Origin of the sequence: Streptococcus dentapri (assembly GCF_042649885.1) — a bacterium.
In the GTDB taxonomy this organism is placed as follows: Bacteria; Bacillota; Bacilli; order Lactobacillales; family Streptococcaceae; genus Streptococcus; species Streptococcus dentapri.
On the sequence record NZ_JBHSAC010000045.1, the window covers coordinates 52,204 to 68,976 of the forward strand.

15 protein-coding genes and 1 pseudogene are annotated in these 16,773 nt (G+C 39.0%); 14 read left to right on the forward strand and 2 right to left on the reverse strand.

The features are described 5' to 3' along the window. The first annotated feature begins 15 nt into the window (after positions 1-15). Entirely contained in the window at positions 16-585 is a 570-nt protein-coding gene (locus ACFOSE_RS05135) for a restriction endonuclease subunit S (RefSeq protein WP_380431294.1), read from the forward strand. Further along, entirely contained in the window at positions 575-958 is a 384-nt protein-coding gene (locus ACFOSE_RS05140) for a PBECR3 domain-containing polyvalent protein (protein ID WP_380431295.1), read from the forward strand. Before ACFOSE_RS05135 ends, ACFOSE_RS05140 begins: the two co-directional genes overlap by 11 nt. Here ACFOSE_RS05140 and ACFOSE_RS05145 read toward each other — a convergent pair. Beyond that, a complete protein-coding gene (locus ACFOSE_RS05145) occupies positions 948-1,112 on the reverse strand; it encodes a hypothetical protein (RefSeq protein WP_380431296.1) in 165 nt (54 codons plus the stop codon). The genes ACFOSE_RS05140 and ACFOSE_RS05145 overlap by 11 nt on opposite strands. Positions 1,113-1,134: 22 nt before the next feature. On the opposite strand from ACFOSE_RS05145, the gene ACFOSE_RS05150 reads away from it, so the two are divergent. The 12 genes and pseudogenes from ACFOSE_RS05150 to yhbY all read left to right on the forward strand — a co-directional run bounded on the left by ACFOSE_RS05150 (position 1,135) and on the right by yhbY (position 14,844). After that, positions 1,135-1,695 carry a restriction endonuclease subunit S gene (locus ACFOSE_RS05150; protein WP_380431297.1) on the forward strand — a complete coding sequence of 187 codons (561 nt, stop codon included), beginning with the start codon at positions 1,135-1,137 and terminating at the stop codon, positions 1,693-1,695. 66 nt (positions 1,696-1,761) lie between these two features. Continuing rightward, entirely contained in the window at positions 1,762-4,986 is a 3,225-nt protein-coding gene (locus ACFOSE_RS05155) for a type I restriction endonuclease subunit R (protein WP_380431299.1), read from the forward strand. A 111-nt stretch (positions 4,987-5,097) separates the two neighbouring features. Continuing rightward, positions 5,098-6,324 (forward strand): restriction endonuclease subunit S, encoded by a 1,227-nt coding sequence (locus ACFOSE_RS05160; RefSeq protein WP_380431301.1) that lies wholly within the window; start codon positions 5,098-5,100, stop codon positions 6,322-6,324. An 11-nt stretch (positions 6,325-6,335) separates the two neighbouring features. Beyond that, on the forward strand, positions 6,336-6,941 hold the full coding sequence (gene fic, locus ACFOSE_RS05165) for a protein adenylyltransferase Fic (protein WP_380431303.1): 606 nt from the start codon (positions 6,336-6,338) through the stop codon (positions 6,939-6,941). An 11-nt stretch (positions 6,942-6,952) separates the two neighbouring features. Then, positions 6,953-8,554 (forward strand): type I restriction-modification system subunit M, encoded by a 1,602-nt coding sequence (locus ACFOSE_RS05170; protein WP_380431305.1) that lies wholly within the window; start codon positions 6,953-6,955, stop codon positions 8,552-8,554. A gap of 33 nt (positions 8,555-8,587) precedes the next feature. Next, positions 8,588-9,763 carry an HAD family hydrolase gene (locus tag ACFOSE_RS05175; protein WP_380431307.1) on the forward strand — a complete coding sequence of 392 codons (1,176 nt, stop codon included), beginning with the start codon at positions 8,588-8,590 and terminating at the stop codon, positions 9,761-9,763. A 242-nt stretch (positions 9,764-10,005) separates the two neighbouring features. Beyond that, positions 10,006-10,563 (forward strand): annotated as a pseudogene (locus ACFOSE_RS05180) (restriction endonuclease subunit S); the annotation flags it as partial. A 23-nt stretch (positions 10,564-10,586) separates the two neighbouring features. Next, the gene (locus tag ACFOSE_RS05185; RefSeq protein WP_193523726.1) at positions 10,587-11,492 is read left to right on the forward strand and encodes a tyrosine-type recombinase/integrase; all 906 of its coding nucleotides are present in this window, start codon (positions 10,587-10,589) and stop codon (positions 11,490-11,492) included. Between the two features lie 383 nt (positions 11,493-11,875). Further along, complete coding sequence (locus tag ACFOSE_RS05190; RefSeq protein WP_380431309.1) at positions 11,876-12,748, forward strand: DUF3114 domain-containing protein; 873 nt, start codon at positions 11,876-11,878, stop codon at positions 12,746-12,748. A gap of 142 nt (positions 12,749-12,890) precedes the next feature. Further along, positions 12,891-13,418: a YqeG family HAD IIIA-type phosphatase gene (locus ACFOSE_RS05195; protein WP_380431311.1), complete on the forward strand. Its 528-nt coding sequence runs from the start codon at positions 12,891-12,893 to the stop codon at positions 13,416-13,418. Next, the gene (yqeH, locus tag ACFOSE_RS05200) at positions 13,418-14,524 is read left to right on the forward strand and encodes a ribosome biogenesis GTPase YqeH (protein WP_380431313.1); all 1,107 of its coding nucleotides are present in this window, start codon (positions 13,418-13,420) and stop codon (positions 14,522-14,524) included. The genes ACFOSE_RS05195 and yqeH overlap by 1 nt, the downstream gene beginning before the upstream one ends. A gap of 8 nt (positions 14,525-14,532) precedes the next feature. Beyond that, positions 14,533-14,844 (forward strand): ribosome assembly RNA-binding protein YhbY, encoded by a 312-nt coding sequence (gene yhbY, locus ACFOSE_RS05205; protein WP_380431315.1) that lies wholly within the window; start codon positions 14,533-14,535, stop codon positions 14,842-14,844. 111 nt (positions 14,845-14,955) lie between these two features. Here yhbY and ACFOSE_RS05210 read toward each other — a convergent pair. Further along, positions 14,956-16,162 (reverse strand): ISL3 family transposase gene (locus ACFOSE_RS05210; protein WP_380431323.1). Its coding sequence is split into 2 segments (ribosomal slippage): positions 14,956-16,035 and positions 16,037-16,162, totalling 1,206 coding nucleotides; the frame shifts between segments, so codons are not numbered across the junction. Positions 16,163-16,773 lie beyond the last annotated feature (611 nt).

Below are 16,773 nucleotides of genomic sequence, written 5' to 3' on the forward strand. Positions count from 1 at the left end.
CGAGGAAATTACATAATGAAAGAACATACAACTTTTCAAGCAGGCAATCCTCAAACAAGAATCAAAAAATCATTAGAGAAATCGGCACCAAGTCATCGTTTCTATTCTCAGGAGCACTTGGAGTCAGACCTACATGGTAATACAGATCGAAAAATTAATGATAAGCTAATTCGTACGTTTGATGATGTTCAGTTGTTGTCAGAAGGAGATTTAATTTATAGTATGATTTCAGGACAAGGTGCCCTTGTTTCAAAAAAACATGCTGGATATTTATTTACTCAAAATTTTGTTAAAATTGAGCCTCATAAGGATGTCTCAAAAAAATATTTACTTTATCTTTTGAATGAAAATACAAAAGTGAAAAAACAAATTGAGCTTAAGTTACAAGGTAGTATGGTTCGAAAAGTAACGATAAGTGTTTTAAAAGATATTGTATTGCCAGTGCTTCCAAATTTTGAAAAACAGGAGTTGATTGGGTCTCTTTACCTTAATCAGCTTCGCCTGGAAACTCTAAAAATGAAAAGGTTAAATCAAGAACATTTAGTAATGATGGAGACGTTAACAAGGATTACAGATGGAGTATAGAATTATTGGAGAGATTTCACCTTATCTCAAAAAACTAGTTGACCTAGACAGCTTTATCTCAGATGTCGCAATATTTGAAGGAGGGTTGAAAAAACATTTGGTAAAACAAAAACATGGAGATGCTCTGATTTATTTTAATAAGATTGCTGAAATCATTTCAACTCCAGATTATGTAGGCATTAATCCAAAGGAAAAAAATGAAAGTATGGAGCTGATTAAAAGGTATGATTCTAATGTTTTATTAGCCTTAAAGGTTGATAAGAAAAACAATTGTTATTATATTCCAACCATGTATACTGTTAGTGAGTATAAAGTGAAGCAGCGTTTATATAGTGGACGATTGAAAAAAGTTGACAGGTCATTCAAAGAATAGTAGAATGATAGTAGAAATGGAAGCCGAGGGCAGAAAAGGTTCCTGCCGCACCTGAGAAGGTATCTGAGATGCTGGGTACGCCGACCAGCCGTCTTCCTAAATTCTTAGCCGTCAACTTCGTTGGCGGTTTTTCTTTTGGGCATAATAAAATCAATGAAAGCTGAAGGAGTTAGTAGGTGACAAGAGTATCCAAATTAAGATTCTCCGATTTTACTAACGCCTGGGAACAGCGGAAGTTGGGGGAAGTGGCAGATTTCACCAAAGGCAAAGGTTATTCAAAGAATGACCTTATAGAAAAAGGTTCTTCAATAGTTTTATATGGTAGACTCTATACAAATTATGAAACAGTGATAACTGATGTAGATACATTTGTTAATGAACAACCAAATTCTGTAATAAGTAAAGGTAATGAAGTCATTGTACCTGCCTCAGGAGAATCACCTGAAGATATTGCTAGGGCTTCAGCTATTAGAAAGACTGGTATTATTCTAGGTGGGGACTTAAATATCGTATATCCTAAGAAACAGCTTCGTTCTGAATTTTTAGCCTTGACTATCTCAAATGGTAAACCACAGAAAGAACTAGTTAAGAGGGCACAAGGAAAATCAGTAGTTCATATTCGTAATTCTGATTTGGAAAAAGTAGTATTTTCAAATCCCACCCTCCCCGAACAAGAAGCCATCGGTACTTTTTTCCGTCAGCTGGATGAGCTGCTTACCCTTCATCAGCGTAAGTGATAAGGTATGATAAACGATAAAAATGAAGTTAAATATATTATAGAAATAAACAGATAGGAGTAAGATATGAAAGAGCTTGTTTTTGAAACGAAATTGATTGAATATTTGTCAACTGGACGTGTTGTGGAAAATAATGAGGTTGAAGAAGACTTAATTGACTTTTTACCTAGTCAAAAAAAGTGGACTTACCGCCCTGATATTCGTACAACAGATGCTTTGTGGCAGAATTTTAAGGAGATTCTGGAACAGCATAATCAGTCAGAATTGGGTTATCGTCCGATGACTGTGACGGAATTTGCACAAGTGAAAAAGGTTATTTCTGATCTCCATACGCCTTATCAAGCGGGTCAATTTCTTTATGGGATGAATGGGACAGCGCAAATTGAGATTGATTTGGATGATGGGAAGCATGTCTATCTGACCGTTTTCAAACAGGATGCTATTGATGCCGATGATACGGTTTATCAAGTTGTTAATCAAATTAAGCGTCCCGCTATTGTTACGGGTAAAATAGACCGTCGTTTTGATACGACCCTTCTGATTAATGGACTTCCTATTGTTCAAATTGAAGAAAAGAAAGACACAATTGATGTAAATGCGGCTCTTAATCAGATGAAAGAGTACATGGATGAAAAGCAGTACGGCGATATTTTTTCTACTCTGCAAATTTTAGTGGGGATTACACCTAATAATGTGAAATACATGGCAAACACGCCTTCTGAGCGCTTCAATAAAGACTTTGCCTTTAACTGGCAAGTCAAAGAAGAGGATGACAGAGGAGTTAGCCGCTATCGCACTGTTAGACAATGGAAGGAGTTTGCCCGGCGTTTTCTTTCAATTCCTATGGCACATCAAATGGCGACATCCTTTATGATTTTGGATGGGACAAAGACAAAAGAAACGCTCAAGGTCATGCGTCCTTATCAAGTCGAGGCTACCCGTAAGGTGATTGAGGCTTTGAAGCGTACTGATTTTGAGCTTGGGACGAATAAACTAGGCTATATTTGGCATACGACAGGTTCAGGAAAAACCATTACTAGTTTTAAAACGGCTTGGCTGGCTTCGCGCTTGCCTAATGTAGATAAAGTTGTCTTTCTGGTTGATCGTGTGAATTTAACCAATCAAACGCGCGATGAATATCGGGCTTATGATCCAGAGCATATAGAGGATAACATTGAAGGCGAATCAGCTCTTGGCAGCGTTCAAGACACTAAAAATACAAGGGTTTTAGGACGTCGTCTGAAAGATAAGTCAAGCAGCATTATTGTCACCTCTATCCAAAAAATGGATACTTTAGTGAAACGCCGCTCTTTCAAATCACCTGATAAAAATATTGTCTTCATTGTCGATGAAGCCCATCGCTCTACAAATGGCAATAGTTTCTCGGCCATCCAAAATGCTTTTAAAAGAGCAGCTTGGGTTGGCTATACAGGGACACCAATGGTCGAAGATACAGCAAAAGGGACTTATACGGAGGATGTATTTGGGCCATGCCTGCATTCTTATACCATTCGTGACGCCATTCGTGACCAAAACGTTTTAGGGTTTAAGGTTGATTTTGAGACAACGATTGACCAAGAATCTATGAAAGAAAAGTACCTTCCAGAATTCTATCATGCGCAACATCCTGACTGGTCTAACGAAAAAATCAAGGAAAAAATTGCCAATCTGACTCCAGAGGATATGGATGATGCTGTACAGCCGAGTTTTTACGATGAAAATCAAGACCATATTCAATTGGTGGTAGAGGATGTCTTTAAAAATTGGAAAAATCGATCCAACGACGGCAAGTATAATGCTCTCTTTACGACGCATGTCGGTGGTGGAAAGGCCAGCACACCAATGGCAATGATGTATTTTGATGCTTTCCAGAAGAAAAATCAGGAACTTAAAGAGCAAGGTCGAACAGATGACTGTTTGAAAGTAGCTGTTACTTTTGCAGACAGTACCAATCATAGCGATCATAGTTTGGAGAGCAACAAAGGGCTTCACCGCGCTATGATGGCTTACAATGATGAATTTGGAACAAGCTTTGGGATGAGCGATGTCTCAGAGTATACAGATGACGTGGTGGATCGCTTGAAAAAGACAGCAGATGATGGTAAATACCTTGATCTGGTCATTGTGGTGGATCAGCTCTTGACAGGATTCAATGCACCAGAGTTGAATACTCTCTATGTTGACCGTACACTAAAAAACGCTAGTTTGATCCAAGCTTATTCACGGACCAATCGTGTTGCTGATATGGATGCTAAACCTTTTGGACGTATTGTCAATTATCGTTGGCCAGCACAAAATGAACGACTGATGAATGAAGCTTTAGCCATTTATGCCGATGAAAAGTCTGCTGATCTGAGCGATGAAGAACGCAAGAGACGCAATCAAGAAGATGGGATTACAGCTAAAGACTTCAGCTCAACCTTAGCAGAGGTCAAAGAAGTTATTGAAGAGCTGCGCGAAATGACAGAAGATTTCAATGAAATTCCGGCTTCTGAGAAGAAGTGTGAGGAGATGTATGGATTGCTGAAATCTTATAATGCCGGTATGGCCAAGCTTAAGCAGTATCAGCCAGAAAACGGTGAGGGATTTGATTATTCAGAGCCAGATAAGGTCTTGGAAAAACTAGGAATTAGCTCGGAAGAGGAAGTCATGCTGACAACTGTCCTGGCTAATCAACTAAAAGCGAAGTTAGCAGCAGCTAAAGAAATCCCGGTTTATCAGCTGGATCTGCGCATGAGCCACATCAAGGATGTTCGTGTCAACTACGATTATCTCACTGAACTGATCGCCACTCTCCTTCGTCAAGTGCATGATAAGAAAATGGAAGAAGCAAAAGACATACAAGAGAAAATTGTTCAATTTGCAGATGGTTTGGATGATCGCTTACATGCTAAACAAATCAAAAGTGCGGCATCAGCTATTGTCCAAGGTCTTTATCCAGATAAAAACAGTAAGCTCAAGTATCCTTATGATTTAGATGATAGCAGAGCTGTTATTGAAGAAGCGAATGCTGTTACCATTGATCAAGTGATTTTAGACTTTCGTTATAAGTGGGGATTGACTGATATTGTGAACAATGCTGTCTTTAAAGAAATGTTAGCTCAGCATACTTATGGAAAACAAGACCTCAATGATACCAATCTCCTCAGCAATTGGCAAAAAGAGGCCGTCAAGACTTATCACATCATGGCACAAGATGCAACGATTAAATCCTTGTCGAAAGTTAAATACCGTAATGAATTGCGGGCAGCTATCTATGAATTGGCTGATACCTTAGTCAGAGAAGAATAAAGGATGCTTACTGAAAACCAGCGTCAGTATGCTATAATTAAAAGACGATAGAAATCAAGGAGAAAAAGAGCAAATGATGATTAAAATGGTTAAAATTTGGGGGTTGTTTGAATGACAAAAACACCGAAACTAAGATTTCCGGGATTCACGGATGATTGGGAACAGCGGAAGTTGGGGGAAGTGGCGGAAATTGTTGGAGGAGGAACTCCTAGTACCTCAATACAGAATTATTGGGATGGAGATATTGATTGGTATTCTCCTGCTGAAATTGGGAATCAAATTTTTCTTAAGGGTAGTCAAAAGAAGATTACGGAATTAGGAATTCAAAAAAGCTCGGCAAAAATATTACCAGTAGGTACTGTATTATTTACATCACGTGCTGGTATTGGAAATACAGCAATTCTGGCAAGAAAAGGTGCTACCAACCAAGGTTTTCAGTCCATTGTTCCTCATATTGGAGAGCTTAATTCTTATTTTATTTTTTCAAGAACAAGTGAGTTGAAAAAATACGGAGAAATTCAAGGAGCCGGCTCAACTTTTGTGGAAGTAAGTGGTAAGCAGATGTCCAAAATGCCAATCACTCTCCCCACTCTCCCTGAACAAGAAGCCATCGGCACTTTTTTCCGTCAGCTGGATGAGCTGCTTACCCTTCATCAGCGTAAGTTAGATGATGTCAAAAATTTGAAGCAATCTTTGCTTCAAAAAATGTTTCCGAAAAATGGAGAGGTTGTTCCCGAGGTTCGTTTTCCAGAATTTACTGACGCTTGGGAACAGCGGAAGTTGGGGGAAGTGGGTTTTGCGAAATCAGGGACAGGATTTCCTGATGAGGAACAAGGTGGTATGGAAGGTATTCCATTTTTTAAAGTTTCTGATATGAATACCAAGGGGAATGAGAACAATCTTGTGGTAGCAAATAACTATGTGACAGATGAGCAAATTCGTCGGAAAAAGTGGAATGTAATAGATGATGTTCCTGCGATTTTCTTTGCCAAAGTTGGTGCTGCGGTCATGCTTAATCGTAAGCGCCTAGTGCGTCTACCTTTCCTTTTAGATAATAATACGATGGCGTATATTTTTGATAAAAGTTTATGGGATTGTGATTTTGGGAAGACGATTTTTGAAACTATAAATTTGACGAAATTAACACAAGTTGGTGCTTTACCATCATATAATGCATCCGATGTTGAAGCGATTAAAATTTACCTTCCTCAAAGGGAAGAACAAGAAGCCATCGGTACTTTTTTCCGTCAGCTGGATGAGCTGCTTACCCTTCATCAGCGTAAGTTGGAGCATTTACAGTCTCTCAAGAAGTCTCTCTTGCAGCAAATGTTTGTTTAGGAGGTGGCTAGATGGTATTGGAAAATAAATTAGGTTTAACTTCCTCTTCTGAATTGGCGCAGGCAGAGGAAAAAATCAGCAAAGAACGTGCGAAAGCGCTTTTTGAACAAGGTCTCCTAAAGCATAAAAAGGCAGGGACTTATGAAACTTTGGCTTTTATCCATAGCTTCCTTTTTGAAGACATTTATGATTTTGCGGGGAAAGTTCGTACGGTGAATTTGGCCAAGGGCAATTTTCGTTTTGCGCCTCTAGTGTATTTGGAACAGGCGCTGACCAACATTGACAAAATGTCTCAGTCAACTTTTGAGGAGATTGTCGAAAAGTACGTAGAGCTGAATATTGCTCACCCTTTTCGTGAAGGGAATGGCCGCAGTATGCGTCTGTGGTTAGATCATTTGCTAAAAAGTGAGCTTGGTCAGGTCATTGACTGGTCCTTGGTGGATAAGGAAGATTATCTCCTTGCTATGGAGCGCAGCCCTATTCGAGATATTGAAATTAAGCATATTTTACGGCAGGCGCTGACTAATCAAGTGGACAGCCGTGAGATTTATATGAAGGGGGTTGATCACAGTTATTACTATGAAGGCTATACCCTTTATAAGACCGATGAATTGTAGAAAGGATATTTATGTCAACAGAAGCACAGAAAACAATCAGCAGTAAGCTTTGGGCAATGGCTAATGAATTACGTGGCAATATGGATGCTTCAGAGTATAAAAATTATATTTTGGCTTTCATGTTTTACCGCTATTTATCAGAACATCAAGAAAATCATATGCAAACCTATGAATTATTGGATGTTGAAGATGGGGAATCAATCAATGAAGCTTATAAAAGAGCGGTTGAAGAAGATGGTTTGGAGGACTATCTGGAAGCCATCTCAGCTGATCTTGGCTATGCCATCGCACCAGAAGATACTTGGGAATCTCTTTTGGATAAAATCCATCATAATAAAATTATCCCGAGTGACTATCAAACGCTTTTTGAGCACTTTAATAAAAATGCCAGTCGCAATCAAGAAGCGCAAAAAGATTTTCAAGGCGTTTTTAATGATATTAACATCGGAGATTCACGTCTGGGAAATTCAACCAATGCGCGTGCCAAATCCCTTAATAATATTGTGAAATTGGTTGATGACATTGATTATAAGGATGAGTCTGGTAAAGATATTCTAGGCGAGATTTATGAAGAGTTAATTGGAAAGTTTGCGCAATCTGCTGGGAAAAAAGGGGGCGAATTTTATACGCCTCACGAGGTATCTCGTATTTTAGCTAAATTGGTTACCAACGATGTTAAGATGGATAACCAAAGCTTTGCGGTTTATGATCCAACAATGGGATCAGGTTCTTTGCTTTTGACAGTTCGAAATGAATTAAATGATAAGGCTAGTGTTGTGAAGTTTTATGGGCAAGAACTCAGTACAACAACCTATAACTTGGCACGCATGAATTTAATGATGCATAATGTCTCTTATAACAATATGACCTTAAGTAATGCAGATACGTTAGAATCTGATTGGCCTGATGGTGTTGATGCTGATGGCATTGACCATCCGCGCTCCTTTGATGCGGTTGTAGCCAATCCTCCCTATTCCGCTAAATGGGATAATAACCCGAATAAATTAAAAGATTCCCGTTTTAAAGAATATGGGAAATTGGCACCGGCTTCAAAGGCAGATTATGCGTTTATTTTGCATAGTATTTATCATTTAAATGCCACAGGAACAATGGCCATCGTTCTCCCTCATGGTGTTCTTTTTCGTGGAGCAGCTGAAGGGACTATTCGTAAGACTTTAATTGAAAAAAATTATTTGGATGCAGTGATTGGTCTGCCAGCTAATCTTTTCTATGGTACCAGTATCCCGACCACGATTTTAGTTTTCAAAAAGAACCGTTCAAATAGTGATGTCCTTTTTATCGATGCCAGCAAGGAATTTGAAAAGGGAAAAAATCAAAACACCATTAGGGATACGCATATTGAAAAAATCGTAGAAACCTATCGCAACCGCAAAGATGTTGAAAAGTATGCGCATGTAGCGATGCTTGATGAAATTATTGAGAATGATTATAATCTCAATATTCCGCGCTATGTTGACACTTTTGAAGAGGAAGAGCCAATTGATCTTAATCAAGTCTTGGCTGAACTTGAAAAAGATAATAAAGAAATTGCAAAACTTGAAAAAACAATTCAAGAACAACTGAAATTATTGGGTGTTGAAGCACGGTTTTGAGAGTGTAATGGCGTGAATAAAGGAGGGTAGGAAATGGCAGAGACAACATTTGAACGTAAAATTAAGGAAGATAGACCAGTTATAGCTCTCTGTTATGATTTTGATAAGACTTTATCGCCAGACGATATGCAGGCGCAAGGCTATATTCAAAAAGTCCAAAAAAGTGGTGATGATGAAGTCGCAGAATTTTGGGAAGAGTCAAATGGCCTTGCTAGTGCTAATGACATGGATCAGAACCTTGCTTATATGTACACGATGAAAAAGAAAGCAAGAGGTCAAATGCTTTTTACAAAGGAAAAGTTGGCTGAGTATGGATCGAAAGTTAAGTTATTCCCAGGTGTAAAAGGTTGGTTTGAAAGAATTGAACAATACGGTGAGGAAAAAGGTATTATTGTTGAACACTACATTATTTCTTCTGGCTTAAAAGAAATGATTGAAGGGACGGATATTGCTCCGAACTTTAAAGAAATATTTGCGACCTCTTTTTATTATGACGAAGATGGAGTCGCTGTTTGGCCTGCTCAAGTTGTTAATTATACCAATAAGACACAGTTCCTTTTTAGGATTTCGAAGGGAGTTCTTGATGTAAACGATCAGAGTGTTAACGAATTCTTCAAGCCTGAGGAAATCAGAATCCCTTTTAGAAATCTGGTTTATATTGGTGATAGCGATACAGATATTCCTTGTATGAAACTGGTAAATTCCCATGGAGGTTATTCTATAGGAGTTTACGACTCTAAAAAGAATGATAAAAGTAAAGTTCACAAGATGATGCGAGATAATCGTATTAGTTATTTTGAACCTGCGGACTATTCTGAGAATGAAGGATTAGAACGACTTTTAAAACTTATTATTGACAAAACGGTTTATAATGAAAAGATTTTTAATAAAATGTATGCATGTAAAAATGAAGCGTTTCATGATATTAAGCAGGATGAGTCTGAACAAGAAAAAATTGATCTTATTAACGAACTAGAAAGTAGCGATACTTTTGCGAATACTCACCGTATCATTAATAAAATGTTCAAGATTAGTGAGTGGTCAAATGAAGAAGCAGATGATTTACTGATAGTGGCTTACCACAATAGTCAGGTTCGTTATATTATCCAAGATGAAGACTTACAAAAATTTTTTAAAAAAATTGTAAAACTTGCTTCTCCAAATAGTACTTACAAAGAAAAAATTAAAGAACTTTTTGAAAAGGAATAGCTATCTGTTTGTACTGTAATGCTTTTAACTGTATATTTCTAAAAAGGAATATCCTATGCAATTATCATATCATTAGGAGAAAAAGTCATATGAGTGAGATATACCTTTGTTAGTCATAGAAGGTATAATGTATAGCAGATTTCATGAGCCACTTTGTCAAGGAAACGAAAACCGCTTAACTTAGCTCATGTTCTGCTGAATGGAACTCTTTATTTCTAAATATAATAAATCAGGCAAAATGAATAGATTATTTTCAAATATTTGAAATAATCTTCTTTTTTACTAACGCCTGGGAACAGCGGAAGTTGGGGGAAGTGGCGGAGATTGTTCGTGGATCGAGTCCACGTCCGATACAGGATCCAAAATGGTTTGATGAAGCATCTGAAATAGGATGGCTTAGAATTTCAGATGTGACAGAGCAGGATGGACGAATTTATAGTTTAAAACAAAGAATTTCAAGGGTAGGGCAAGAGAAAACTAGAGTTTTAAAAACACCTCATTTATTATTAAGTATAGCGGCAACTGTTGGTAAACCAGTTGTTAATTACGTAAAAACAGGTGTTCATGATGGGTTTTTAATTTTTTTAAATCCAAAGTTTGAGCAGGAATTTATGTTTCAGTGGTTGGAAATGTTTAGACCAAATTGGCAAAAGTATGGTCAACCAGGTAGTCAGGTGAATCTCAACTCAGATTTAGTTAAAAATCAAGAAATTCACCTCCCCACTCTCCCCGAACAAGAAGCCATTGGCACTTTTTTCCGTCAGCTGGATGAGCTGCTTACCCTTCATCAGCGTAAGTTAATTTTTTAAAAAAGAGGGAAAAAGTGCAATATTTTCATGATTATTATAAAAATTGGATAAGAATTTATAAAGAGGGGGCTGTTCGGCCAATCACCTTGGCTAAATATAAAATGACGCTGCAATGGTTACGTCGACTAGCTCCTAAACTGGAATTGAAGCAATTGGATAGGATTGCTTATCAGGGTCTGCTAAACGCCTACGCTCTGGAGCATGAGCGTCAAACAACCATGGATTTTCATCATCAATTAAAAGGAGCGATATTAGATGCTTTAGATGACGGTATCATAGATAAGGATCCAACTCGTAAAGCCATCATTAAAGGGAAAATGCCAGTAAATAAGCGAGTAAAATATTTGAGTCAATTTGAATTGCGTTCTCTATTGGCAGAACTGGATTTGGGAAATGGTATTTCTTGGGACTGGTTTATTTTGTTGGTTGCTAAGACAGGCTTACGTTTTTCAGAAGCCTTGGCATTGACTCCGCAGGATTTTGATTTTAGTCATCAAGTGCTTACTGTTGATAAGACATGGGACTATAAAGGGGATGGAGGATTTTTACCAACGAAAAATAGGTCCTCTGTTCGTAAAGTTCAAATTGATTGGCAGCTGGTGATTCAGTTTTTTGAATTAACAAAGGATTTGCCTGAGGACAAACCGATTTTTGTCTCGGGTAAGGTGTATAATTCTACTGTCAATGATCGTTTATTTAGGCGCTGTCGTGCAGCAAAAATTCCTGAAATCTCAATACATAGTTTAAGGCACACCCATGCCTCTCTCTTGCTATTTTCAGGTGTTTCAATCGCTAGTGTAGCGAGAAGATTGGGGCATGCAAGTATGACAACGACTCAAAAAACGTATTTACACATTATACGTGAACTAGAGAATCAAGATATTGATTTGATTATGCGTTCACTAACAAGTTTAACCTAATAAGAAACGCTGATGAAGCTTGAACCAGCAGTTAGCTGGTTTTTGAATCTCATAAGATAAAAGATTATCCCAGAAAGTCAGTCAAATGGAATACATTTACTTTGGGACAAAAATATCTCGGTCTTCTGCTCGCTAGAAAACGGATATGCACACTGTTTTGATTCTTAAATAATTCTACCATTACCCTTATCATCGAAATGTTAGTGCTTTTGTCAATGGTCTGTAGATCAGTTATCTTATTTTTGTTTTCATCACCATAATACCAATTCACTCCCTTCATTCTAATTTAACTATAGAACAAAAATCAAACTTCATAAGCGTTTTTCGTTTTTACCAATGACTGTTTATCCTCTATTTGTAGTATAATGGAAATGGAGGACTATATGGTAAAAATTGGTTCAGCGGAATTTCAGGAGAACTGGAATCAGCTCAAAAGAGAAAAGAGCCCTAAAAAGGGTCTGCAGTTCATATTGGATCATTTGGACTTTCCTGATGATTTGTCAGGAGAGCTGATTGATAATCAGGCCTTAGTTGCTAGGTTTTCAGATAATCTGGCTCCTCATGACCGTTTTTGGGTTGAACTTTCCGGTCTGATCAGGCGTCAGATGAAAGGGACTCAATTTGAAGAAGAGACTATTTTCAATCGTCAGCTGCATCAGCTGCGTTATGTGATTTCCTCCCAGCAAGCTCAGTATGTTAGAAGCTTCTATCGCAAGCCAGGAATGACTGACCAAGCAGCCTTGATTGCTTATATGAAGGCTAATAAGCTGCGCCCCAATATTTTTGATAATGCCAGACTGCATAATAAACGCAGCTTTAAGGAGACTTTAGGGCTTTTTCCAGATGATGAAGAATCCTATAATATAAAGGTCTTGCTGGGAGTACATACTGAATTTATTATCGATGGATTCGGCCGTTTTTTAAATGAGATTGATGCCGAAACAGTGACAACTAATGGGATTGTCAATGGTGCTAGCTTTAATTATGGTAATACACCATGGAGTCATGTACGTTTGGATGTTAAGCCTGTCAGCCACCATGATCCTACTTTTAGAAGAGCAGTAGCCAAACCTTTTAAGTCTCCTAATCAGGCCGGAAAAGTTCGATTGGCAAGGTTCTGGCAGGAAAGAAAATCAAGTGAGTTTGGTCGTAGCCTTTACAATAAAAAAGGCGGTTACGCCAAGAATGGCCGTTCCTTATCTACTCTCATTGCTAGTCGAAAGAAGGACTTTAAAAAGGAGTGGAAGCAAGGTTGAACTTGATTTCAGATAATGATTTTAAGAAGCAAAAGAGTAAGCATCTTTCAGGGAGTTAGCTATTATTTCGCTTCTTTTTCCTTGTCTAAATTCTCGAAAAGTATGCTATAATAAGGCGTATCTTATATTTTTGGAGAAAGTAGTGAGTATAGAAGATTATATACCGACCTTTGCTGTAGAAGCTGTTTATGATTTGAAGCCCGAGAGCTTAAGAAAACATGGCATCAGTGCTGTTTTAGTGGATCTTGATAACACTTTGATTGCTTGGAATAATCCGGATGGCACCCCAGAACTGCGTGAGTGGTTGGACGAGATGACCGAAGCTGATATACCGGTCGTTGTTGTCTCTAATAACAAATTTGATCGGGTCCAACGGGCTGTTGAGCCCTTCCATGTGGACTTTGTCAGTCGTGCCATGAAACCTTTTACCAGAGGAATCAACAAGGCGATTGAGCGTTATGGCTTTGATCGCAAGGAAGTTGTGATGGTGGGGGACCAGCTGATGACAGATATTCGTGCCAGCCATCGTGCCGGTATTCGTTCGATATTGGTCAAGCCCTTGGTTACTTCTGATGCTTGGAATACCAAGTTTAATCGTGCGCGTGAGCGCCGTGTCATGAATAGCATTATTCAGAAATATGGAAAGATAGAGTATTGTAAGGAAATTTAATGGAAGAACTGTTTTGTATCGGTTGTGGAGTTAAAATTCAAAGTGAAGACAAGGAAGCTGCCGGTTATACCCCAAGATCCAGTATTGTTAAGGCAGAGGAGACCGGTGAGCTGTATTGTCAGCGTTGTTTTCGTCTGCGTCATTACAATGAAATTGTTGATGTGCATATTACCGATGATGAGTTTCTGAAACTCCTACATGAAGTGGGCGATAGTCAGGCGCTTGTGGTCAATGTGGTGGATATCTTTGATTTCAATGGTTCGATCATCCCGGGACTCAGTCGCTTTGTGGCAGGTAATGATATTCTTTTAGTTGGCAATAAGAAAGATGTCTTGCCTAAGTCGGTCAAAGATGGTAAAGTCACCCAGTGGCTGACTGAGCGAGCTCATGAAGAGGGCCTGCGTCCGGTCGATGTTATCCTGACGAGTGCTCAAAACCATTATGCTATCAAGGAATTAATCAATCGTATTGATGAGTTGCGTTGTGGTCGTGATGCTTACGTGGTCGGGGTCACCAATGTTGGTAAGTCAACTCTGATCAATGCCATCATTAAAGAGATCACAGGTGATAAGGATATCATCACCACCTCACGCTTTCCTGGGACAACGCTTGATAAGATTGAGATTCCGCTGGATGATGGTTCTTATATTTTTGATACGCCTGGGATTATTCATCGTCATCAAATGGCTCACTATCTCTCGGCCAAGGATCTCAAATATGTCAGCCCTAAGAAAGAAATTAAACCTAAAACCTATCAGCTTAATCCCGAACAAACCCTTTTCTTGGGCGGTCTAGCGCGCTTTGACTTTGTTCAGGGAGAAAAACAGGGCTTTACAGCCTATTTTGATAATAATCTCAAGCTTCATCGAACAAAATTAGCTGGTGCTGAAGCCTTTTATGACAAGCATATTGGTAACCTACTGACACCACCTGACGCCAAGGAAATTGCTGAATTTCCTCAATTAGTGCGGCATGAGTTCACCATTACTGAAAAAACCGATGTTGTCTTGTCAGGTCTGGGCTGGATTCGTGTTAACGGACAAGCGAAAATTGCCGCTTGGGCTCCCGAGGGTGTCAATGTCGTCATCAGAAAAGCAATCATCTAGGAGAAATTATGTCTTTAACTTCTAAGCAACGTGCCTACTTGAACAGCTTGGCACAAACAATGAAACCCATTATTCAAATTGGAAAAAACGGTCTCAATGACCACATCAAAACTAGTGTCCGTAATGCTCTGGACGCCCGTGAATTGATTAAAATCAACTTGCTGCAGAATACAGATGAGGATATCAATGGAGTCGCCGAAATCTTAGAGGAAGAAATCGGTGCCCAGACCGTCCGTAAAATTGGACGGGTTCTCATCTTATTCAAAACATCGAGCAAGAAAGAAAATCGCAAACTGTCAGCGAAAGTAAAAGAAATTTAAAAAAGCTCTTTGTCAACTGTAGTGGGTGACTTATCATTAAGCACGAGAGAGAATCAGATGGGTTCTTTCTTTTTATCTCTCTTGAGTTTTTTAGAGACAAGCTGAAACGGTCTATCCCCAGACCGTTTTACTGTTCAAAGCAATGAGAATTTTGGTTTTGAAATTCCTGAAGTTTCGAAAGCCAAAAGCTTGGCGTTTGATGTCCTTGATGCGTTTGTTAGTAGCTTTCAATTTGGCATTGAAATAAGGACATTCTAGAGCATTGGTGATGTAAGGTTTGTATTTCAAAAAGGTTTTGAAGACGACTGAAAAGTGCTGATTGACGAGGCTTAAGTTGTCTTCTGTCAAGCTAAAGAATTCAGTTGTCCGCTTCTCTTGAAAATGAAAGAGCAGGAGCTGATAAAGGTCATAGTAAAAGCGAAATTCCTCAGAGAACTCCAGTGTCTTATTGACAATCTCACGAGGCGTCAGTGTTTGTCTAAAGGTTCTTGAGTAAAAAGATTTATTGGAGAGTTTGCGACTGTCTTTGTGGAGCAGGCGCCAATGATTTTTCATGGCCCGATAGGGCAGAGAGTGCTTGTCAAAGGTCTTCATGATGGCAATTCTGGTCATTATCATGGCGCGGCTCAAGTGTTGGATGATGTGAAAGCGATCAAGGACAATCTTGGCGTTTGGAAAGAGCTGTTTGCTGATGGGGATGTAGCTGCCAGCCATGTCCACCGTCACGACTTTAACCGTTTTACGACCTTTTCTAGGAAACTTATAAAAGTAGTTTTTGATGGTGGTTTGCCAGTTGTTTTCAAGAATTGTCACCACCTTTCTTGTCTCAACGTCTTGAGCGATGAAGGCGAGCCTGCCCTTATTTCTGGAAAATTCATCCCAGGACAGAATTTCAGGAAGCTTCTCATACTTTTCCTTAAAGCTGAACTGTTCTAACTGTCGTTGGACTGCCGAAATGGAAATGTGCAATCTTCTAGCGATAGCAGAGTTAGTCAACTTCTCTGTGTGCAGCTGTGTGATTTTAGCCCAGACAAGGGCAGAAATCTGAGTGTTTTTCTGAACGAGAGCTGTCTCAGACACCGACACTCTTCGACAAGCCTTGCACTGAAAGCGGCGTTTCTTGAGTTTCAGGACGGTAGGCATACCTTGGAGGTCAAGGATGGGGATGGTAGATGGTTTCTGAAAGTCATAGTTGATTGTATTCCTTCTGACAATGCGGGCAGGCAGGCGCTTGGTAATCCAGTTTAGCTTGTATCTTGATATGGGTTTGGTGTTGTAAGCCAAAGAGGATTTTGATGTTTTTATCTTTCACTCCGATGAGATCTGTGGTATTGAAAGATGTTCCATATGAGCCTTTCTAATGAGTTGTTTAGCGCTTTTCATTATAAGTCATATGGGACTTTTTGTATACACTCCAGCTTCATAATATCCAAAGTGGACTTACCCACTACAGATATTATAGAGCCAGAAAAAGCCGGAGTTCTATCGGCTTTTTTGTTGGACTTACAAAAATATTTGCAAAGTCCAATGACAAGCATATAGTGATGGTAAAAACGTAGACTATGACCCAACGGCCATTGTCGTCGCAGGCACCCAGCCGGGGGTCAATGAGTCAACTGGCAATGCTATTCAGGCCTTCGGCGGGATGACTCCCCAATATGATGATGTTGAAGAGTTTTACAAGGAGACTGAAACTTTACCTTTATGTTATCCTATAAGGGAACTAACCCTTAGTTCCTTTGTAAAATAATGTAAAGAAGACTCGTGGTGCTAGTTGATTTTCAACGACAATAAAAAGCCCAAAAGGACTATACTGTAAGTGACAAAACAAACAGGAGGTAGTCCTAATGAGCCACTTACAGTATACCGCTAAATCCCATCATTTACAATGGAATATCAAACAATTATCTCAAATCAGTTCCCAATTTT

Excerpts from the sequence above, each read along its gene's own strand:
- ACFOSE_RS05135 (WP_380431294.1), top strand. The coding sequence starts at position 16 with ATGAAAGAACATACAACTTTTCAAGCAGGCAATCCTCAAACAAGAATC.
- yhbY (WP_380431315.1), top strand. The coding sequence starts at position 14,533 with ATGTCTTTAACTTCTAAGCAACGTGCCTACTTGAACAGCTTGGCACAA.
- ACFOSE_RS05170 (WP_380431305.1), top strand. The coding sequence starts at position 6,953 with ATGTCAACAGAAGCACAGAAAACAATCAGCAGTAAGCTTTGGGCAATG.
- ACFOSE_RS05175 (WP_380431307.1), top strand. The coding sequence starts at position 8,588 with ATGGCAGAGACAACATTTGAACGTAAAATTAAGGAAGATAGACCAGTT.
- fic (WP_380431303.1), top strand. The coding sequence starts at position 6,336 with ATGGTATTGGAAAATAAATTAGGTTTAACTTCCTCTTCTGAATTGGCG.
- yqeH (WP_380431313.1), top strand. The coding sequence starts at position 13,418 with ATGGAAGAACTGTTTTGTATCGGTTGTGGAGTTAAAATTCAAAGTGAA.
- ACFOSE_RS05140 (WP_380431295.1), top strand. The coding sequence starts at position 575 with ATGGAGTATAGAATTATTGGAGAGATTTCACCTTATCTCAAAAAACTA.
- ACFOSE_RS05190 (WP_380431309.1), top strand. The coding sequence starts at position 11,876 with ATGGTAAAAATTGGTTCAGCGGAATTTCAGGAGAACTGGAATCAGCTC.
- ACFOSE_RS05160 (WP_380431301.1), top strand. The coding sequence starts at position 5,098 with ATGACAAAAACACCGAAACTAAGATTTCCGGGATTCACGGATGATTGG.
- ACFOSE_RS05155 (WP_380431299.1), top strand. The coding sequence starts at position 1,762 with ATGAAAGAGCTTGTTTTTGAAACGAAATTGATTGAATATTTGTCAACT.